The sequence below is a fragment of the Halochromatium glycolicum genome, assembly GCF_016584085.1.
GTDB classification, from domain to species: domain Bacteria; phylum Pseudomonadota; class Gammaproteobacteria; order Chromatiales; family Chromatiaceae; genus Lamprobacter; species Lamprobacter glycolicus.
On record NZ_NRSJ01000019.1, the window covers coordinates 56,504 to 77,327 of the forward strand.

The 20,824-nt window shown below is 63.8% G+C and carries 18 protein-coding genes; 12 read left to right on the top strand and 6 right to left on the bottom strand.

Features of this window, described 5'->3' with window-relative positions:
• Positions 1-59: 59 nt before the first annotated feature.
• The 3 genes from CKO40_RS11785 to CKO40_RS11795 all read right to left on the bottom strand — a co-directional run bounded on the left by CKO40_RS11785 (position 60) and on the right by CKO40_RS11795 (position 2,366).
• A complete protein-coding gene (locus CKO40_RS11785) occupies positions 60-410 on the bottom strand; it encodes a hypothetical protein (RefSeq protein WP_200346410.1) in 351 nt (116 codons plus the stop codon).
• Between the two features lie 159 nt (positions 411-569).
• Positions 570-1,583, bottom strand: coding sequence for a sodium:calcium antiporter (locus CKO40_RS11790; RefSeq protein WP_200346411.1), 1,014 nt, complete (start codon positions 1,581-1,583; stop codon positions 570-572).
• 60 nt (positions 1,584-1,643) lie between these two features.
• On the bottom strand, positions 1,644-2,366 hold the full coding sequence (locus CKO40_RS11795; protein ID WP_200346412.1) for a BON domain-containing protein: 723 nt from the start codon (positions 2,364-2,366) through the stop codon (positions 1,644-1,646).
• A gap of 895 nt (positions 2,367-3,261) precedes the next feature.
• On the opposite strand from CKO40_RS11795, the gene CKO40_RS11800 reads away from it, so the two are divergent.
• Positions 3,262-3,909 (top strand): S1 RNA-binding domain-containing protein, encoded by a 648-nt coding sequence (locus CKO40_RS11800; protein WP_200346413.1) that lies wholly within the window; start codon positions 3,262-3,264, stop codon positions 3,907-3,909.
• 255 nt (positions 3,910-4,164) lie between these two features.
• Here CKO40_RS11800 and CKO40_RS11805 read toward each other — a convergent pair whose 3' ends face one another.
• Positions 4,165-6,225 (bottom strand): methyl-accepting chemotaxis protein, encoded by a 2,061-nt coding sequence (locus tag CKO40_RS11805; protein WP_200346414.1) that lies wholly within the window; start codon positions 6,223-6,225, stop codon positions 4,165-4,167.
• Between the two features lie 363 nt (positions 6,226-6,588).
• Between CKO40_RS11805 and CKO40_RS11810 the strand changes: the two genes are divergently transcribed.
• Both CKO40_RS11810 and CKO40_RS11815 read left to right on the top strand, forming a co-directional pair.
• Positions 6,589-6,726, top strand: a complete 138-nt coding sequence (locus tag CKO40_RS11810; RefSeq protein WP_200346415.1) for a hypothetical protein — start codon at positions 6,589-6,591, stop codon at positions 6,724-6,726.
• A 257-nt stretch (positions 6,727-6,983) separates the two neighbouring features.
• The gene (locus CKO40_RS11815) at positions 6,984-11,918 is read left to right on the top strand and encodes a chemotaxis protein CheB (protein ID WP_200346416.1); all 4,935 of its coding nucleotides are present in this window, start codon (positions 6,984-6,986) and stop codon (positions 11,916-11,918) included.
• Between the two features lie 126 nt (positions 11,919-12,044).
• On the opposite strand, the gene CKO40_RS11820 is transcribed toward CKO40_RS11815, so the two are convergent.
• Both CKO40_RS11820 and CKO40_RS11825 read right to left on the bottom strand, forming a co-directional pair.
• Positions 12,045-13,268, bottom strand: coding sequence for a sensor histidine kinase (locus CKO40_RS11820; protein WP_200346417.1), 1,224 nt, complete (start codon positions 13,266-13,268; stop codon positions 12,045-12,047).
• Positions 13,269-13,529: a hypothetical protein gene (locus tag CKO40_RS11825; protein WP_200346418.1), complete on the bottom strand. Its 261-nt coding sequence runs from the start codon at positions 13,527-13,529 to the stop codon at positions 13,269-13,271.
• A 344-nt stretch (positions 13,530-13,873) separates the two neighbouring features.
• On the opposite strand from CKO40_RS11825, the gene CKO40_RS11830 reads away from it, so the two are divergent.
• The 9 genes from CKO40_RS11830 to CKO40_RS11865 all read left to right on the top strand — a co-directional run bounded on the left by CKO40_RS11830 (position 13,874) and on the right by CKO40_RS11865 (position 20,594).
• On the top strand, positions 13,874-14,029 hold the full coding sequence (locus tag CKO40_RS11830) for a hypothetical protein (protein WP_200346419.1): 156 nt from the start codon (positions 13,874-13,876) through the stop codon (positions 14,027-14,029).
• 26 nt (positions 14,030-14,055) lie between these two features.
• On the top strand, positions 14,056-14,181 hold the full coding sequence (locus CKO40_RS24940) for a hypothetical protein (RefSeq protein WP_276570812.1): 126 nt from the start codon (positions 14,056-14,058) through the stop codon (positions 14,179-14,181).
• A 50-nt stretch (positions 14,182-14,231) separates the two neighbouring features.
• Positions 14,232-15,137, top strand: coding sequence for a GGDEF domain-containing protein (locus CKO40_RS11835; protein ID WP_200346420.1), 906 nt, complete (start codon positions 14,232-14,234; stop codon positions 15,135-15,137).
• Positions 15,138-15,188: 51 nt separating this feature from the next.
• On the top strand, positions 15,189-16,259 hold the full coding sequence (locus CKO40_RS11840) for a zinc-binding metallopeptidase family protein (RefSeq protein WP_200346421.1): 1,071 nt from the start codon (positions 15,189-15,191) through the stop codon (positions 16,257-16,259).
• 187 nt (positions 16,260-16,446) lie between these two features.
• Entirely contained in the window at positions 16,447-17,148 is a 702-nt protein-coding gene (locus tag CKO40_RS11845; protein ID WP_200346422.1) for a Crp/Fnr family transcriptional regulator, read from the top strand.
• A gap of 190 nt (positions 17,149-17,338) precedes the next feature.
• A complete protein-coding gene (locus tag CKO40_RS11850) occupies positions 17,339-17,626 on the top strand; it encodes a sll1863 family stress response protein (protein WP_200346423.1) in 288 nt (95 codons plus the stop codon).
• A gap of 58 nt (positions 17,627-17,684) precedes the next feature.
• Positions 17,685-18,155: a hypothetical protein gene (locus CKO40_RS11855; protein WP_200346424.1), complete on the top strand. Its 471-nt coding sequence runs from the start codon at positions 17,685-17,687 to the stop codon at positions 18,153-18,155.
• Between the two features lie 129 nt (positions 18,156-18,284).
• Complete coding sequence (locus CKO40_RS11860; RefSeq protein WP_200346425.1) at positions 18,285-18,680, top strand: DUF1523 family protein; 396 nt, start codon at positions 18,285-18,287, stop codon at positions 18,678-18,680.
• A 93-nt stretch (positions 18,681-18,773) separates the two neighbouring features.
• On the top strand, positions 18,774-20,594 hold the full coding sequence (locus tag CKO40_RS11865) for a cation:proton antiporter domain-containing protein (RefSeq protein WP_200346426.1): 1,821 nt from the start codon (positions 18,774-18,776) through the stop codon (positions 20,592-20,594).
• The last annotated feature ends 230 nt before the right edge of the window (positions 20,595-20,824 follow it).

Sequence of the window (20,824 nt, forward strand, 5' to 3'; positions counted from 1 at the left end):
GGGGCTCGGTGAACCGCCTTGCGCGCGTTGCGGGCGCCGTTTGCCGCGGGGCGCGATGCTCAGACCCAGCGGGCAGCCAGATGCTGGGTGATACCTGGCAGATTCACGATCAGCAGCGCCTCGGCACTCATCCGAGCGATGCCGATCAAGACCCCGAGCCTGGCGAGCAGCGGCCAGATGCGCCGACCTGGATAGACCCCCGCTGCGCGCCAGATCGCCCCGAAGATGAAGACAAACCAGATCAGCGAGGCCAGATAGAGGCCCCAGAGCAACGGCTGAGCGCCGGCGCCGGCAACTGCATAGGTCGCCAACAAGAGCGCAACGAAGCTCATGTTACCGCCGACCCCGAGGACCCAGTAGGTCAGCCACAGGGGCAGGCGCCCGAGCCAGGCGGTGCGGAACCAGTTCATCCGGTCTCTCTCCTCGGCGCCCTGCAGCGCCATGGTCTGAACAGCTTGGGTCTCGCGTCTTGGGGCCACTGGGGCCGCTAGAGCCATTGGGGCCAAGAGCGTACAGCAGATTCCGTGCCTGGCCGCATCGGCGCTGAGGGGGCTCGATGCAGCACGGAGCTAATGCAAGGCCGAGCTGACCCCGGCGGTCTCGAGCCCGATCCAGAGCACGAAGACGAGGTAGAGCGCGAGCAGTAGCCAGCATTCGCTGCGGGTCAGGGTCATCCCAGTGCGCAGCATCGCGAATAGCACGATGGTCGCCAGCGTCAGCGCCGCCATCATCGGCGCGGCGGCGGCGTAGTCGATCGTCGTGCTGCCGGCGATCAGCACACCGATCGGGACCGCGACCAGCAGGTCGAAGATGTTGCTGCCGAGCACGTTGGCGAGGCTCACCGTGCCTTCGGACTTGCGTGCAGCGCGCACGCTGACGAAGAGGTCCGGGATGCTGGTCGCGGCGGCGAGCACGGTCAGCCCCCAAAGGAAGCTCGGCGTGTCGAAGGCGTCACCGAGGCCGATGACCGCCCGCACCAATGCCTCGACGCCCACGAGGATCAACACCAGGCTGAGCGCCAGCCGCAGCCATTCGCGTTGCGGCCGGAGCCCGCTCGCCGGCGGCGCATTGTGTTCCAGCCGGTGGTCGGCGGCATCCTGTTGCATCAGGAACAGGTACAGCCCATAGACCGCGATCGGGATCAGTGCCATGGCTTGGGTGAGCTCGCCGGTCAATGCTGCACCGTCCACCGGCCGGTAGATCACTGCCAGCGAGAAGGTGAGCAAGAGCACCGCGACCGAGGTGATGTAGAACTGGGCGTCCTTGTAGACCAGCTTCCAATCCGGCTCGAGCTGACCACCGACGAGCCCGGAGACGCCGGGGATGACCAGGATGTTGAAGATCGCCGAGCCGACGATGACGCCGACCCCGAGCTCGAACTCGCCGTGCACGAGTGTCGAGAGCACGGTGCTGGAGAGCTCCGGGAAGCTCGAGCCGACAGCGGCGATCACGCCGCCCTGGACCACCGGCGGGAGCCGATAATGGCTGGCGAGCCGGACCGAGCTCGTCTCAAGCCAGCCGCTCGCGTGCCAGACGAGGGCGGTCGCCAGCGCAATCGTGACGGCGTAAAGCAGTAGCGGCATTGCAGCGGTGCGGGCGGCCCGAGCGACCTGAGGCGCGATCGGCCTGAGGCCCGATCGGCCTCAGGTCAGCTCGCCCCCGATCTCGAGCCGATTGTAGACCGCCTTGATATGGGGGGCGAACCAGCACAGCGATTCGGCGAGCCGCCGCTTCTCGGGATCGCTCACAGTGCCGATGAGGGCGGCCTCACCGAGTCGGACCTCGACTCGGATCGGCTGGTCGGCAAGACGCGGATGCTCGCGCATCAGCGTCGTCGCGGCCTCGGCGACGGCTTGATCCTGGTCCTCCTTCAATGGCTGGTAGCTGATCAGGTTTCGGACGTCTCGGCAGGCGCCGGTTTCCCAGGCCACGCCTTCGGCCAGTGCTGCGAACGACAGGTCCGGCACCCAACCGCCGAGATGGATGATGCCATCACAGGCGATGACCCCGATCCACGGCTGCTCGAGCGCGGGCGGGCGCTCGCCGGGCTCGATGATGCGCACCTGCTCTAGGGCCGGCTCAGCCCGCAGCGTGCGCTCCACCTCGGCAGCGAGGGCCTCATCGGACTCCCGGATTGCCGGTTCCAGCGCGACGTCGTCCTCGACCTCCGCGGTCGCCAGTGCGTCGCGCGCGAGCGTCGTGGCCTTGCGCCGCGCCGCAATCGAGGGGACATCGCCAACGACGCGCCATTGGCTGCTCTGCTCGCCCTCTTGCGGCATCAGATGCAGTCGGTCAGCCAGCTCGCCGATGTCCGGGTCGGCCTGCCAGGCCCTGCGAACGGCCTCGACCTGTTCAGTTCGATTCATCATTAGGGGCTCCGTCGGTTCGGTTTGGAGTGCGCTGATTGGGCCAGCACATCGTCATGACAAGCACAGTGCATTCCGGATGCTGCCGACGGCCCGCTGCTACGCAGGCTCCAGATCGGGCCGCGAGGGGGCTGCTTACCGGCGATGGCTGGGGCAAATAACCCATTAGCGGGTGAAATCGCGAGGCTCGACCCGGGAATGGCTCGTTTCGAGCCGGCGTTGCCGCCGACGGTCTCCTAGTGCATCGCGTCAGACATGCCGAGCCCCTTTTCCTGCCACCTGGCACTCAGCGCTGTAGGAGCCCGCTTGCGGGCGACCAGGCTCAGCGCTTTATTGTCCTGACTTGTGTGATCCGGACATCAAGATGCCTCCGGATACTGATAACAAGGGCATCTGCCGTCTGGATTAGTGCTGGCGGAACAATAGAAACCCGCTTGCGGGCGACCAGGTCGCGCTCACGGCTGCGAAAATCGCCCGCAAGCGGGCTCCTATCCCACGACCATTGGGGACAGCGACAATCGGCCTCGGGGTTTCCGCTGGCTTGCACGAGGTCGCTTACCCTGAATCACGCGGCATTCATCGTCCGGGATGGCACGCCGTGCCATGAACGTTAGAGAGGGGCGTCGCAGCGATTGCTCAGTGCCTGGTGTGAGCGTTTGGTGTCAGGGCTTGGTGAGAAACCGACAGCGTCTCGCCGTATCGCCTTTTGGCCTGGGCCCGGCGTCGCCCTTGCGCTGGTCTCGCCATTGTCCTGGCATCGCCGTTGCAGCAACGCAGGGTGAGTGGCCCGAGCTCGGCTCGGGCGCTCAGACCTGTACGACGGGCCGGCGAGGGCGCTGAGGCAGGCGCTCCCGCCCTCGAACCCTTTTGACTGCTTCGACAAACGGAGGACAGAATGCGATTCAATGCAAAGATGATGACCAAGTCGGCGCTGGCACTGACGCTGACCGGCGCTACGGCTGTCTGGGCCGCGGACCCGCTGGCTGAGCCTGATGACAGTTGGATCAGCGTCAGCGGGACGGTCGAGACCGTCAGCAACGACTCGTTCGTGCTCGACTACGGTGAAGGGATGATGACGGTCGAGATGGATGACGGCGACCGCGATGCCGACGGCTACAAGCTCGTCAGCGGCGATAAGGTCACCGTCAGTGGCCGGATCGACGATGACCTCTTCGAGACCCGCACCATCGAGGCGAGCAGTGTCTACGTCGAGAACATCGGCACCTATTTCTACGCGTCAGCCGTCGATGAAGAGGATGTCAACGAGGTGCTCGTCGACGTCGACACGCCGATCGTGATCTCGGCGACAACGGTGCAAGGGGTCGTGACCGACGTCAACTCCGAGGAATTCACCGTCGATACCGGTCTGCGCAGCGTGCGCGTCGAGGTCGACGAGATGAGCTATAACCCGCTCGATGACAAGGGCTACCAGAAGATCGAGATTGGCGACCGTGTGAGCGTCACCGGCCAGATGGACGATGATCTGTTCGAGGGTCGGGAGCTGGTCGCTGACTCGGTCGTGACCCTGTCCGGCGCGAGCTGATCGACCTCTGGTGGGCACCCGGAGCGGTGCCCGCTTATCTGACCTGAAGGATCAGCCAGCGCGGCCTTCGGGCAGCTTGTCGCTGCGCCGATGGTCGTCAGCTTCGGTCAAGCTCACTGCTGCAGCGCAATCGTATCGCGATTCCGCCTGATCGCCGGACAGAAAGCGCCGGAACAGTCCGGACAGAAAGCGCCGGAACAGTCAGCACCGATGGGCTCAGCTCGCCCGGAAACCAGGGCGAGTGACGAGAGCAGCCTATGTGATCGGCTCGGCGCCGCCCGCTGCGGCGCTCTGGCCGGTGATGATCTGGTTCAGCCGATCGACCAGCGCCCGCAGCAGATTGGCCTGATCGTTGAGCTCTCCCGATGCAGCGGCTGCTTGCTCCGCATTCGATGCGGTCTGTTGCGTGACCTCGCTGACCTGTTGCAGCGCGATCTTGATCTGATCGATCCCCTCGTTCTGCTCCGCGGCGCCTGCGTCCATCTGCTGCATCGCCTCGTAGACCCGGTCGACGCTCCCGTCGATATGACCAAGCGCGTCATCCACCTGGGCCGCTCGCTGTTTGACCTCCTCGAGGAGTGAAACGACGGTAGCGTTCATCGCAACGCCCTTCTCGCTGGATTCGACGGAGCCCTTGATCAGCGATTCCGTCTCCTTCGCGGCATTGGTGGTCCGTGTCGCGAGATTCCGCACCTCTTCTGCGACCACCGCAAAACCGGCTCCGGCCTCGCCGGCCCGCGCCGCCTCGACCGAGGCGTTCAATGCAAGGATATTGGTCTGGAACGCGATCGCGTCGATGGTGCCGATGATCTTGGAGATGGCGGCACTGGAATCATTGATCTCGTTGATCGCCTGATTCAGCTCCCCGACAGAGCTCCCGACCTGGCCGACTGCCGTGCTCAACTGATGCATCGAGTCGACGCCATTCTTGGCGGCATCCTTTGCCTGTTGGGAGCTCTCGCTCGTCTGCCGCGTCAGCGCCCTGTTCTGGCTGACCAGATCACTGATGTTCTCCATGCTGGCCGTCGACTGCTCCAGGGAGGCCGCTTGCTCGTTTGCACCCTGGGCAAGCGATTGACTCGAGGCCGAAACCTGCTCCGATGCCTTCTCGGTCTCCAGGCTGCCGGAGTGCAGCTCATCGGCGATGCGCCCCAATGGCCCGGCGATGCCGCGCGCCAAGAAGTAGAAGACCAGGCCGGCGATAACGGCCATCGTCAGGGTCAAGATGAAGACCCAGTTCGTCAAGCTGTTGATCGAGTGCTCGACGCCTTCTGCCGCCGCATAGAATTCGCTGTCATAGGCGCTTGCTGCGATCAGCCAGTCCCAATCCGGAAAATAGGCATAGACCGCGGTCTTCTCTCGGGCGGTTCGCTCACCGGGATTCTTCCATGAATACTGCATCGAGGCCGTTTCGCCGGGGTCAAGCTGCTGGGCGGTCTCAATCATCTCTTGGATGAAGTAACCGCCTTCGGCATCCCGGCTCTCCAACACACTCTCGCCGTCGCGTGCCCGGTCATCTGATAACACATAGTTTCCAGCCTCGTCGCCCTTGGTGTTGAGCACGAAGACATAACCGGTCTCGCCGATCTGTCGTTCAGCGAGCTGATCCAATAAGGGCTGTGTCGCGGTTGCCTCCGGCGTGCCGACATAGAGGATGCCGACCACCTCGCCGGCATCGTCCAACAGGGGCTTGTAGGCCGTTACATACCAGCGATCCACCACATAGGCTCGGCCGACGTAGGTGCGCCCCTCCAGCACCTCGGCCAGGACCGGGTTCGGCTTGCCGTCCGGGTTGGTGGCAGGGATATAGGTGCCGACCGCACGCTTGCCATTCTTCTCGACATTGGTCGCGACACGCAGCATGTCTCCAGCCGGATTCATCCGCTGGAACAGGGTCAGGGTATCGCCGGTCAGCTCACCAAGGGTGTCGATCAACGGAACGACTTTGTCGAAGGACTCCTGTCGCTCGATGCGCGTCGAATCGCCAAGCAATACCGCGGGCAGCGAAAGCCTCTGCCTGGCACCGGTATATTGATTCGTCGCCGTCCATTCGACCTGTTCACTGCTCGAGAACGCGATGCCGCCGCGTTGCTCCAATCTGTCCACGGCCATGGTGAGCACCTTGCTGACCTGATCCTTGAGCAGCTGCTGGGTGATCTTGACCGTATCGAGGATGCCCTGAACCTCGTTCTCCATCTGCTGGTAGCCTTCCTCGATCAGGGCCTCCTTGGCCAGATTCGAGATGCTGTTGGACTGGAAATAGAGGAATGCCGCAACGATTGTGAGCGGTATGACGGCAACACCTATTCCTGCCATTAAAAGCTGCATTTTCATGCTTAGAGAACGCATTAAGACACCTCGTAGTGGTGGCAAGAGCATTAGGCTCCAATCGTTCATTTTTTCTACTAGATTGGAGCGGCCTGCTAAGGATCGTGGTGATGAATGAGCTCTTGTCTCTCCATGATTGGCTCGATCAGGCGGCTATGGTAATCTCCATAATCCGGGTAGTGGAATACTGTTCGGGCATGATGTGACGCGCGTCACCGACTGCTCGGGCGCGCTCGCTGGACGCTGTCGCATGAACCGCATCGGAGTGGCGGCCTCGATCATCGCCTGGTCCAATACCTGGCGTCGCAGCCAATAGTGACACAATTAAGGCTGTATAATCATGCTTTTACCTTGCTGCGTTGGTTCCAGTTGCAGCAGGTGGGCCACGCGATGATCAAGGCCGGCGCGGCTGCCAACGACGTCTTCGCGATCATGCAGGTTGCGTTCCGGGGCCTCATTTCCGGTGGCTTGAACGTTCACGGCGCCTGATCCGGGAGGGCCTCGGCGCCCACTGAGGGCCGCTGCTGTTCGGGCAGGCGCCGGTTCCCCGCGAGCGCGCTGATTCGGTTCGGTTCGGTTCGGTGATGTGTCGACGCCAACTGCCCGCTCCGCCGGCTGCCCCGTCCGCCCGCTGTCAGGGCTACTGCTTGCCGCTTCTGCCTGTGCAGCCGAACTTGCCTCGGCCTCGTTGACCGCGCGACTATGCCAAGCTGGGCTGGATCAAACGGACCGGGTTGGAGGAACGCGTGAACGCCGATACCGCGACGAATCCACAGCGCTTCCCGATCGTCGGGATTGGCGCCTCGGCCGGCGGCCTGGAGGCCGTGCGGTCGTTGTTCGAGGCGATGCCGGCTGATCTTGGGGCCGGTTACGTACTCGTGCAGCATCTGCATCCTGAGCATGAGAGCATGATGAGCGATCTGGTCGCGCGCTCGACCGCGCTGCCCGTGGTGCAGGTCGAGGACGAGATGCCGGTGCTGCCCGATCGGCTGCATGTGATCCCGCCCAATACGGCGCTGACGATTGATGAGGGCATGCTGCGCCTGACCGCGCCGCGCGCGCGGCGTGGACTGCGGATGCCAGTCGATGATTTCTTCAGCTCGCTGGCCGAGGATCAGCAGGAGTGGGCGATCGGCATCCTGCTTTCGGGCACCGGCAGCGATGGCACCGCCGGGGTTGGCCTGCTCAAGATCCGCGGCGGCATGCTGATGGTTCAGGAACCGAGTGATGCGGCATATGACGGAATGCCGCGCAGTGCCATCGCCACCGGTCAGGTCGACTATGTGCTGCCGGTTGCCAAGATGCCGGCCACCTTGGCCGCCTATCTCGAGCACCTGCGCGGGGGAGGCATCGGGCTGCCGCGCGATGCGGCGAACGAGCCCGCGACCCAGCACATCATTGGCCTGATTCGGGCGCGTCAGGGACATGACCTGAGCTGGTACAAGCCGAGTACGCTGCGCCGCCGGTTGTTGCGCAGGATGGCGCTGAAGCAGATCAACTCGCTCGATGAGTACGTGCGCCTGCTGAACGAGGATGATGCCGAGCTGCTGGCGCTGACCAAGGACCTGTTGATCAGCGTCACCGCCTTCTTTCGGGATGCCGAGGCATGGGACGAGCTTGCCGCGAACGCGCTTCCAGAGTTGCTGGAGCAGCGCGGTCCGGATGAACCGCTGCGCGCCTGGGTGCCGGGTTGTGCGACAGGGGAAGAGGCCTACAGCCTGGCGATGCTCTTGATCGAAGCGCTGGAGGCCGACGGCCGCGTGAATCAGGTACTGGTCTTCGCGACCGATGTGGATCGTGACGCGCTCGAGGTTGCACGTGCCGGACGTTATCCGGAGAGCTTGGTCGCCGATGTCGATCCGGTGCGTCTGGAGCGCTTCTTCGTGCGTGAGGGCGATCACTACCGGGTCAAGAAGTTCGTGCGTGAGCGTGTGATCATCGCGCCGCAAGACCTGCTGGCTGATCCTCCGTTCTCGAATATCGATCTGGTCAGCTGCCGCAATCTGCTGATCTATGTCGACGGCGACTATCAACTGCGTTTGATCCGGTTGTTCCATTTCGCGCTCGTCGATGGGGGCTTCCTATTCCTGGGGAGCGCTGAGAATCTCGCCGGTCAGGAGCGCCTGTTCACGACGCTCTCGAGCAAATGGCGGATCTATCGGCGCCGCGATGTCGATCTGCGTTCTGCCCTGGCGTTCTCCGATGCGGGCCGACACCCGCTCTCGCGCGGGCTCGGTGCAGGCTCCAGCGCACGCCGTCACAAGAGTGGTTATGGACCCTGGACCGAGCAGGTGCTGCTGGAACGGTTTACACCGCCGGCGGTGCTGGTCGACGATCAGGGTGAGGTCCTCTACTACCACGGCGACGTCCGCCGCTACCTAGGGCCGCGCACTGGCGACCCGAGCAATGAGGTGCTCAGGCTCGTGGATGAGGGGCTGCGCTCAAAGCTGCGCGGTGCGCTGCGTGATGCGGCGGCGAGCGGTGGGCCGGTGGTTGCCGAGGATGCGCAGGTCGTCGGCCAGGACGAGGTTTGGGAGCCGGTGCGGATCACGGTGACGCCGCTCACCGAGCCTGAGACGAACCGCGCCCAGCGGCTGATCACCTTCGAGACGGTGCCGCTGCGTGCTGGGTTCCGTCCCGAGGTGGCTGCTAGGGAGCGCAGCCAGGTGGACGTCCTGGCGCAGGAGCTCGAATCGACCCGGCATGAGCTGACGACCACCATCCAGGAGTCGGAGGCCGTCAACGAGGAGCTCAAGGCCTCCAATGAGGAGGTCATGTCGATGAACGAGGAGCTCCAATCGAGCAATCAAGAGCTGGAGACCTCCAAGGAAGAGCTGCAGTCCCTGAACCAAGAGCTGACCACGCTGAACAATCAGCTCGAGGTCAAGATCCAGGAGCTGGAGCAGACCAACGACGACGTCACGAACCTCCTGTTCAGCACCAATATCGCAACCCTGTTCCTCGACCAGGGGCTGCGGGTGCGCCGCTATACCCCGGTCGCGACCCAGCTGATGCGGTTGATCCCCTCCGATATCGGCCGACCGATCACCGATATCGTTCGAAGCATCGATGACCCCGATCTGATCGATGATGCGCAGGCGGTGCTCGCTGGCGAGGAGCGGCCGGCGCGTGAGATCCGGAGCGACTCCGGTGAATGGTATCTACGGCGGCTGCATCCGTATCGGACCGAGCGGGTGCCGATCAGCGGCGTCGTGGTGACCTTTACCGAGATGACCGCGCGCAAGCAGGCCGAGCTCGCGTTGGCCGAGAGTGAGGCCGCGCTGCGGCGCATCGCCGATGCGATGCCGGCGCTGATTGCCCGAGTCAATCCCGAGCTGCGCTACACCTTCAATAACGCCGCCTACGCGGACTGGTTCGGGGTCTCGCCGGAGTCGCTCGTGGGCACCGCGGTCGCTGATCTCGTCGGTGACGAGACCTTCGGTATCGTTCGCGGCGAGCTGCAGCGGGCGCTGGCTGGTGAGACGGTCCGGTTCGATAGCTGGCTGCCCTATCGGGAGGCCGGGCAACGCTACTGCCATGTGATCTATATCCCTGATCGACGCGAGAACGGCGAGATCATCGGGGTGTTCGTCCTGGTCAGTGATCTGACCGAGCGGCATCGTAATCAGCAGGCAATCGAGCGCCTCAATGCCGAGAATCGCGCCCGTGCGAACGAGCTGCAGGCCCTGTTCGATGCCGCCCCGGCCGGCATCTTCGTCGCGCGGGACCCGGCATGCGAGTCCATTGCGATGAACGATGCCGCGGCACACCTACTCGGCCTGCCGCAGCATGCGAATCCATCACTCTCGCGCGCTGATGCGTCGGCGCTGACCGATCGTGTGCGGCAGCGGGGGCAAGCGCTCGCGGCCGATGAGCTGCCGATGCAGGTGGCCGCACGGACCGGCGAGCCGGTGAACGGGATCGAGATCGAGATCCTGCTGGATGACGGCGCGATCAAGGAGGTGGTCGGGGCGGCCGCGCCCTTGTTCGACGAAGCGGGCGCCGTCTCCGGCGCGATTGGCATCCTGACCGATGTGAGCTCGTTGAAGGCGGCCGAGCGCCGCTACCGGCAGACCCTGGAGCGGCTCAAGACGCACATCGAGAATTCGCCGGTGGCCGCGCTGGAATGGGACGATCGGCAACGTATCCTGCGCTGGTCGCCGGCGGCCGAGCGCCTATTCGGCTGGACCGAGGCCGAGGCCATGTCCCGCTCGCTCGACGAGCTGGGCCTGTTCATGGACGATGACCGGGCTGAGGTGGTGTCGATGCTATCTCGGCTGTTCACCCGCGAGACCGAGCGCAACCGCGGCCTCTATCAGAACCGAGTCAAGGGCGGCGGCGAGCGCTGGTGCGAATGGTGCAACTCGGCGCTGCGCGATCCGGATGGCCATCTGGTGTCGGTGCTCTCGTTGGCGCTGGACGTCACCGAGCACCAGAAGCTCGAGGCCGATCTGCTCGACCAGGCGCAACGCCTCGAGGAGCTTGACCGACGCAAGAACGAGTTCCTCTCGATGCTCGGCCACGAGCTGCGCAATCCGCTGGCGCCGGTGCGCAATGCGCTGGACCGGCTTGCGCTGGCAGAGGCCGATGTGACCGCCCAGCGCACAGCGCTGGAGCTGATCGACCGGCAGGTTCGCCATATCGAGCGGCTGGTCCATGATCTGCTCGATGTCGCCCGGATCAACCGCGGTGCGATCGAGCTGATCAGGGCACCGAGGGACCTGCGTGAGCTGCTGCAGGAATCGTTGCAGGCGATGGATGCGAACATCCGGGAGCGTCGGCACCGGCTCGAGGCCGAGCTTCCCGATGCGCCGGTGCCAGTGGATGCCGATGAGACGCGGCTGGTTCAGGTGTTCAGTAATCTGCTGCACAACGCGGCCAAGTACACCGATGACGGGGGGCATATCCTGGTCCGGCTCGGGACCGACCAGCGGTCCGCCCAGGTGTGCATCCAGGACGATGGTCGCGGGATGGAGCCCGAGGCGGTGCAATGGCTGTTCGATGCCTTCAGCCAGGGGCCGCGCTCGCTGGATCGTGCCGACGGCGGCTTGGGGCTCGGTCTGACCCTCGTGAAGCAGCTGGTCGAGCTGCATGGCGGCAGCGTCGAGGCGCACAGCGACGGGTTGCAACGGGGCAGCACCTTCCGGGTCTATCTGCCGCTGGCTGATATCGATGCGAGCAAGCTGCACGAGCGGGCGGAGCCCGAGCAGCGGTCGAGCGCTGGTGCGCCGACGGACGAGACGCGAGCCGATGTACGGCACGGCAATCAGTGCCGTGGGCAGCGGTCGAGCGGCGGTGCGCCGACGGACGAGGGCGCCGCGCAAGGGCATCGGGTGCTGGTCGTCGATGACAATACCGAGGTCCTGGACTCGGCGATCATGCTGCTCAACGCGATGGGCTACGAGGCCTCCGGCGTGAGCACAGGTGAAGCGGCGCTGGCCGCGATCCATGAGGCGCCGCCGGACCTGGTGCTGCTCGATATCGGCCTGCCTGAGATGGACGGGATCGAGGTCGCTCGGCGGCTCGCCGCGATGCCCGAGCGCGCCGCGCTGAAGCTGGTCGCGGTCTCAGGTTATGCGGCCAGCTCGCTGGGCGAGGATGCCGGCCTATTCGACGATCATCTGCTGAAGCCGGCCGGTCGCGAGGCGTTAAAATCGGTGCTGCCCTCAACCGGGCGTTGAGACGTCGCCGATACTCCCGCGCGCCCGAAGTAGAACCGGTAAAGATAGCGTCGGATGACACGAGGAATCCGTTTACCGTTATTGAGCTCACCTCAATATAGACCGCCAATCATTGCCCCGCATTGGCTAAATGCCTTGGCTGCCGGCTTCATCGAGTGGCAGTTCGACGCGGAAGGTGGAGCCCTTTGCAGGCCTGGATGACAGCGAGATCTCCGCATCCAGGATCTCGCAGAGGCGTTTGACGATGGTCAGGCCGATCCCTTCCCCGGTATAGGACAGGGTGGTCTTCGGCTGGGGTAGACTCTGGCCTCGCTCCGGCCGGTCAAGCTCTCGCGCCACCGCCGAGCCGCTCACATCCTGGATGCCGGGCCCGGTATCAGCGACCTCAAGGACCCAATGGTCCTTGCCTCGCGCGCACGACAGGCGAACCTCGCCGTGACGGGTATGCTGCAAGGCGTTGACCAGCAGGTTCTGCGCGATCCGGCGCACCTTACCTGGGTCGGTGCACACCCACAGGCTATCGGGACCGTCCCAACGCAGCGTCAGGCCCTTCTCGTTGGCGCTGGTGCGATGCTGCCGCACCAATTCCGCTAGCACCTCGGCAATATCCACTGATCGGCGCTCCGGCGGGTCGGCCCCGGCCTCCAGTCGCGACAGGTCTAGCAGTGATTCCAACATCTCGCTGACCGAGCGAATCCCGCGATCCATCGTCTCCAGCACATCACTCAGCGACTGGTCGCCCTCGGTCGAGAGCTTCAGGACATCAGAGGCGGAAACGACAGCGGAGAGGCCCCCGCGAAGGTCATGAGCTGCCTCACGCAGCATCCGCCCTCGCGCCGTGGTCAGCTGCTCGAACTCTTGGCGGAGGTTTCTCAGATCCTCGGCTGTGCTTGCCGCCTGCGCCTGCCGCAGTTCTTCGAACCGTCGCACACTGCTGCTAGCCGCCTCGAGCATGTAATCGGAAAGGCACCGCAACGCCAAGGAACGTTGCGGAGCGTCCTCCGGACCCCGCCCGCAGAAGAACGCATCGATGCGCTCGACCATGACCTGGTTGAAGTGTCCCCAGTCGCGGATCAGCTGATGGAGATTGAACCCCTGTTTCCATCGGTGGTGCCCGTGCCGGGCCACCTCTTGCTCAATCGCCGCGGTGGAGGGCGGGGCGCCGTCGGCGAGCAGAGCGCGGCAAACCTCATCGATCGCAGATGGGATGTTATTGCGAAACTGCTCGCGGGTCAGCCGGCTGACCAGCACCAATTCGGCGTCGCGCTCACAGACTTGTCGCCAGCGATCGACGATTTCCTCTTTGGAGGCGCTGAGGTGATCCGCGAGGTCATGCAGTGCCAGATTCATTTACTCGGGCTCGCTCGCGTTCAGCGCCGCGAGCATGCTCGCGCCCGCCTGCGCGGCCTTCTCCGCCGTCCAGGCCCCCGAGCAGCGGCCGAGCACGCAGTGGTTGCCGCGCCAGATCGTATAACCCCAACCGCCATCCCAAGCGGTGTGGACAATCGCCTGATACGGGCCTTGGTCCAAGACATAGCGCGCGCTCGAGGAATAGCCCTCATAGCGAAAACCGACCGCTTCAGGATCGGGGTTGCCTTCGTAATCGTTCATGGCCTCTTCAACAACTGCTAGCGAAGACGCAAGCCTAAGCCATCACTGCCCGCCGCGATAGTTTGCGAGAGGCGGTTCATGGTCGAAGATGCGCCCCGACTGGGCTTTGGCGCGAGCAGCGGCCATGCGACACTCACCCGCGGCGTGGCGCCCTGATACCTGATGGACTGCAGCGGCTAGGCACATAGTAGAATGTAGCGCCTGTGCCTGCCTCAATCTCGCGCCAATCAGGCGCCGCCGGCGTAGGACCATCGTGGCACCATGAGCCGAACCCAGACGCGAACGCGCGGACAAGGCACATCGGGAGCGCTGGAGGCGAATTGACCACCGCCAAGGGTCATGTCATGACCGAGAAAGGCCCAGTCTTCGTCGTCGGCCTCGACGAGTTCAATCAGCAGATGCTGGCGACCCTGCCGCAAGCGGCCGGGTTCGACTTGCGTCCGGCCCTGACGCTGGCCGAGATGGGCGATCACCCGGATGTGGACCTGACCGATTCCTAAAGGTCCATGGCGTCTCGCACCTGTCGGTGGTTGTGGACCTCGTGCTCGGTCGCAAGCCCGCCCCGCTCGGCCGCCAGGGCGACACCCGCATCCAGGTGATGGTCAACAAGGGCGATGATCTGCTCTCGACTCGAGCCACTGCATGCCTCTAGGCAGGCCACCGCGACCACTCAGTGATTGGAGCTGCAAGCAAGAAGCCCAGATGACCAAACCCATCGCCGATGATCTTGAAAGCGACGCGCTGCAACAGTTCCACGCCAATCTGCGGCTCGCCTTGCTGATGCAGCACAAGGCACGGCTTCAGCTGCTCTTTCGCCTGCAGTTTCCAACCTCCGAGATCGAGCCGTTCCATGATTCCGAGGACGCCGAGGAGCTTGATTTCCGGGCCTTCTTGTCTAGCCGGCCGCCTGAACTGATCGCCTCGCACGTTGCCTACCACAAGCTCCTGCGGGCGCAAGATCGGCTAAGTAAGCGCGCCCAAGAGGCTTTGAGGGCAGCTGGTGACCAGGCACCATCGGCCGAGCAAGTCGCGCAACTGCTGCGTGAGATGCACAACTTCGATCTGGTGGCGGACCGCCTCGCGGCAGGCATCACGGCGTCCCTCACCGACGTCGATGAGCTCACTGGACTGCTGAACCGGGTCGCCATGGAGCGCGATCTCGAGCGCGAGCAGGCCCAGGCCCGGCGAACAGGGCGCAGTTTCACCATCGCCATGATCGATGCCGATCACTTCAAACCGGTCAACGATACCTACGGGCACGCGTTCGGTGATCGCGTGCTCGAGACCCTGGCCGAGCGCTTGATCGCGAGTCTGCGTCCGCGCGATGCCGTCTATCGCTATGGCGGCGAAGAATTCCTGGTACTGCTGCCCGAAACGCCGCTCGATGCCGCCGCCCCCGTGCTTGAGCGGCTGCGCGTCCAAGCCGGCTCGCACGAGATGGGTGACGCTGAACACCAGATCATCCAGACGGTCTCCATCGGTGCTGTCGAGGTCGCCGCCGACGACCCGCTCGAGGAGGCCATCGGGCGTGCCGATAGCGCGCTGTACCGCGCGAAACAGGCCGGCCGTGACCGCATCGAGCTTGCTCGCGCGCAAACGACGGATTAGCGCACGCCCGATTCAACACTCGATGCCCCGGTCGGTTGCAAGAGAGACCTGATGAAACTGTTTTCCTGTGACGCCTGCGGGCACACCCTCTATTTCGACAATGTCGAGTGCACTTCTTGCGGCCACCGCTTGGGCTTCGATCCGACGAGGCTCGATCTCATCGCCTTTGATTTGGCCGCGAACGGTGACTGGCAGCCCATCAAGGCCAGGAGCACGAACCCAGGCTTCCGCCCCTGCGCGAACTACGCCGAGCATGCTGCCTGCAATTGGGTGGTGCCAGCGACGCAAACGGATGGGTTCTGTCCAGCGTGTCGCTTGAACCGGACAATCCCGGATCTCTCGGTGCCTGGGAATCTGCTGCTCTGGCAGCGCCTGCAGACGGAGAAGCACCGCCTCGTGTATAGCCTGCTGCGCCTCGGCCTGGCGCCCGTGAGCAAACAGCAGTCGCCCGAGCATGGGCTTGCATTCGATTTTCTCGGTGACCCGAACCCTCGGTTTCACGAAGACAGCAGCGTCATGACCGGCCATGCGCAAGGCCTCATCACCATCGACATCGCCGAGGCCGATGACGCCGTGCGCGAGAAGGTGCGCCAAGAGATGGCCGAGCCCTACCGCACGATCCTTGGCCACTTCCGTCATGAGTCGGGCCATTACTACTGGGATCGCTTGGTGCGGGACTCGAGCACGCTGGCCGATTTTCGCGACTGCTTCGGCGATGAGCGCATCGACTACGACGCAGCGCTGCAAAAACACTACGCCGAGGGTCCGCCAACGGACTGGATGCAAGACTACGTCAGCAGCTATGCCGCCGCCCACCCCTGGGAGGATTGGGCCGAGACTTGGGCCCACTACCTGCACATGGTCGACACGCTCGAGACCGCCTGGCAATTCGGTTTACGCCTGGCCCCGCGGGTCGATCAGGCGGAGGACCTCGCCACGAAATCCTCGTTTGATCCCTATACGGCCAAAAATTTCCACAGCCTCACTGCGGCTTGGTTTCCGTTAACGATCGCGCTCAACAGTCTCAACCGCAGTATGGGGCAGGCAGATGCCTACCCCTTTGTTGTCACCCCGGTGATCCAGGATAAGCTGCAGCTCGTTCATACCATCATCCATAGTTAGCGCAACGCCCTCGTCAAAACGCCATCCGGCACGAAATCATTGGCCAGTCGTGAAACAGCCGGGGTCGACTTTCGAACTGCTGCGCGATGCCTGAGCAAAACAGCTTCGGTCGTTGGTAGCGTTCATCGCACAGATTCGCTGTATGAAGAATCCTTTTTTGCATCGACAGTTAACGTCTCTCACCTGCTTGAGAAGCTTAGAGCTCACCCTCCTCGACAAGCTGCTGTGCGACGAGGAAGAACTCGACAAAGGCGCCAGTTGGATCGTTGAGGGAGACACCGTTGGCAAGGTGTCGGTGATCTCGCGGGGCTGGGCGATCCGGTTCAAGCTGCTCGACGATGGCCGCCGGCAGATCCTGAATGTCTTATTGCCCGGCGATGTGGTCGGGTTCTTTGCGCTACTGTTCAAAACGGCGGAGTATGCGGTGGAGCCTGTGACACCGCTCGGCGTGCACTGCTTCTCGCCCGAACCCGCTTTCGAGGCGTTCCGCCAGGCACCACGCTTGGCCGTCGCGTTGAGTTGGCTCGCCGGTCAGGGCGAGCGCCAGCTCGATGAGCAGATTGTGCGAGTCGGTCGGCGCCATGCGACGGAGCGTATGGCGCACCTCTTTGTCGAGCTGAACCATCGGCTGCAGCGAGTCGGACTGATGGCCGAACAGACACGCCAATTTCCGCTCACCCAGGCGATCCTCGCCGATATGTTGGGGATGAGCCAGGTGCATGCGAATCGCAGCTTCCGGCAGCTGGTACAGGATGGCCTGGTGGCGCGTCGCGGCGGCCGGATTCAACTGCTCGACACCAACGCACTCTCGCAGCGAGCCGGCTTTGACGCCAGCTATCTGGAGCAAAACGCCCTGCCGACGCCGATCAGCCAGGCGCTGGCGCGATGAGCCCAACGCTCGGCGCTCTCTTCGCCGAGGCGATCAAATGTAATAGCTCGGTTCTGCAGATGACGCTATATTCACCGGGCTGAATCGCCTCTGCAGCTCTGCTGCTGAGGCCAGCAAAACGGCTCATCACGCAGGGACCGTGAACCTGCTGAGTATGAAGGCTCAACCACTCCATCAGGAACAACCAACAATGAATGATAAAGACGCCTACATCGACAAGCTCAAGGCCCAGCTCGACCAATGGGATTCCGAGATTGACAAGCTCCGCGCGAAGGCGAACGAGGCCAGCGCGGATGCCAAGATCCAGTATCAAGAGACCATTGACGAGCTACAGTCGCGTCAAGACGAGGCAAAGCAGAAGCTCGAGGAGCTTCAGTCAGCCGGTGATGATGCCTGGGAGGACATGAAGGCCAGTGCCGAGGACGCCTGGAACAAGCTCTCTGCCTCGGTCAGCGACGCCGTTGCCCGCTTCAAGTAACGTTCGCACGATCACCCCAGCACGACACTCAGCACAACAATCAATAAGGACCCTAACGATGTCACTGAAACACCAGCTGTTTGCGATGTTACTGGCGGGCGGTCTCGTCGCTCCGGCGTTCGCCTTCGCGGCGAACGAGGGTGACGCCGCGAGCATGAGCGCGGATCAGGTCCAAAAGGAGGCCACAGAGGCGATGCAAGCGCTCGCCGAGTATTCGGCGCAGGAGCGCGACCAGGCCCTGAGCGCGGCACGGGAAGCGATGGCGCACCTCGATCAGGAGATCGATGCGCGCGAGGAGACGCTGCGCGAGCAGTGGGCCGAGATGAGCACGAGCGCGCGCGAGCAAGCAAAGGCCTCGCTGGCTCAATTACGGGCCACGCGCAACGCACTTGGCGAGCGCTATGGCGCGCTTGAGTCGGGTATGGACAGCGCCTGGGATGAGCTCAAGGCCGGTTTCGTGGCGGCCTACGAGGAGGTCGTTAAGGCTTGGGAGTCTAGCGGTTCATCCGACACGAACGCTCCTGAGTAGTCATCGTCCCCGGCTCCCCGGCCGGGAAGCACTCGCCCCGCACATTGCGGGGCCCGGCCGCCGATCAATGCCAACGGCTCTTGCGAATCGCTTCTCCAACACCCCCCGACTCAGCAGGTACTGCCCCTCATGAAACGGAATCTGAAACTCGGCCTCGTGATCCTCATCGTGCTGGTTCTCGGCTTTTTGTATCTGCGCTGGGGCCCGAAATCCTGGGAGGTGCAGATTACCGGCGCGACCGGCGATGGCCGCGATGTCCAATACCGCATCGAAACGGTCAAGGCCGGCACGTCAGACACCTTGATCTTCAGGAACGAGGACGCCGGCTTCATGCCGCCTTATTTCAAGTTCGATGCTGCTCGGCTGCAATCCATTGCCCGCAGAGTGAGTGAAAACTGCCCCCAAGAGGCCGTCGATCTCAATGGCTATGGCCTTCGCATCCCTTGGTTGAGCATGTTTCCCAATGCGACCTCGATCGACGCGCCGGAGCGTTGCCGCATGGCTCGGTCTACTGAATCACAATGAAGATTGACCGCCAATGAGCGTCAAGAACTGGACCTACGTTCCCGGTGACCGCGCGACCAGCGCCTGAGCGAAAGGAAGCGCGGAGCACCCTTCGTGTCGCATCAAGCGGCCAATCTGTTGGTCGGCATCGGTGTGCTGTCGCTGGCGGCGCACTGGCTGGCCTGGCGCGTGCGCCTGCCGGCCATCGTCTTCCTGCTCGCCGCCGGCATCGTCGCCGGCCCGCTCACCGATTGGCTGCACCCGGATGCCTTATTCGGCGATCTCCTGTTTCCGATCGTCTCGCTGGCGGTCGCGATCATCCTGTTCGAGGGCGGGCTGACCCTGCGCCTGCGCGAGGTGCGCGGGCTGGAAGCGCCGGTGCGACGGTTGTTGACGCTCGGGGTGATGATCACCTGGGCCAGCACCACGGCCCTCGCCTGGTTCTTCATCGATCTCTCGCTCGAGCTCGCCGTGCTCTTGGGCGCCATCACCGTCGTCACCGGACCCACCGTGATCGGCCCGCTGCTGCGCAGCGTGCGACCCAACCAGCGCGTAGCGCGTGTGCTGCGCTGGGAAGGGATTGTGATCGATCCAATCGGGGCGCTGATCGCGGTCCTGGTCTTTGAGTTCCTGCTCAGTACCGGAGAAGGCGCCAGCCTGAGCGCCTCCCTGCTGACCTTCACGTTGCTGCTCGTTGAAGGCACCGTCATTGGTGCCGCCGCCGGTTGGATGACCGGGGTGGTTCTGCGCCGCTATTGGCTGCCCGCTTACCTGCACAGCCTGGGCACGCTGGTCGCGGCGATTACCGTGTTTCATCTCGCGAACCAGATCCATGCCGAATCCGGCCTGCTCGCGGTCACGGTGATGGGGATCTGGCTGGCAAACATGAAACGGGTGCCCTTGGACGACATCCTGCCGTTCAAGGAGAACCTCAGTCTGATGCTGATCTCCGGGGTGTTCGTGCTGCTGGCGGCGCGTCTGGAGCCCGCAGCGATCCCGGCGCTCGGCTGGGGCGTCCTGGCACTGCTACTCGGGATGCAGCTGCTCGGCCGGCCGTTGGCGGTGCTTGCCAGCACCCTGGGCACATCGCTGTCCTGGTCCGAGCGTGCGCTGCTCGGCTGGATCGCTCCGCGCGGGATCGTTGCGGCCGCGGTCTCCGCCCTGTTTGCACTGCGCCTCGAGGAGGCCGGCTATCCCGGCGCTGAGGCCCTGGTACCGCTGACCTTTCTGGTGATCCTGTTCACCGTGATCCTGCAGAGCGCGACTGCCAAGCCGCTCGCCAATGCGCTTGGCGTCAGCGAGCCACCGCCGCGCGGCGTGTTGATCGTCGGCGCCAACCCGGTCGCCCGCGCCATCGGCGCTGCCTTGCAGCGGCTGGAGCTCCCGGTGCTGCTCGCCGATCCCAACTGGGATCACGTCGCCGAGGCACGGCTGCAGGGCCTGCCGACCTATTACGGCAACCCGAGCTCCGAGCATGCCGAGCATCACCTCGAGCTCACCGGCCTTGGGCTCTTGTTCGCCCTCTCGCCGAGAACGGATCTGAATACCCTGACCAGCCTCGAGTTCGGCAAGGTCTTCGGCCGCAACAAGGTCTTTCGGCTGCCGCCCGGCGAGCGCGACTTGCGCTTGCCCGCCGAGATCCGCCGCCGTCACCGACGCGACCAGACACTCTTTGGCGAAAAGGTCACCTATGCCAAGCTCGCGAGTCTGCTTGGACAGGGTGCCGAGATCCGCATCACCGGGCTGACCGCGGCCTTCGCCTGGGAAGACTACCTCGAGGAACATGGCGACCGGGTGACCCCCTTATTCGCGGTCGACCCGCAGGGCCGCGTCTTTCCATTCGGTGGAATCGACCCACCGGAGCCAGGCGCCGACTGGGAAGTGGCTGGCCTCATTCGTGCGTCTGAGCCGCGAGAGCAGGCGAATTCGGGCTGATGACTCCGTGGTCGAAGTCGGGCCAGCCGCGCACCCGATGTGATCCAGCAATTCCCGCCGCAAAAATATCTGCTTTAGAAACAATAAGTTGGCTTTGAGCCGAAAAAAATCTTTCGTAAACTTTTGAAGCCGAATCAGTATACTGCCACGACCTTCTCAAGCTGCGAGGCAGGTATTGATGAGTGGTCCGTTCTCACGCCAGCACCTCAGCGTCGCGGGACTGCTGCGCG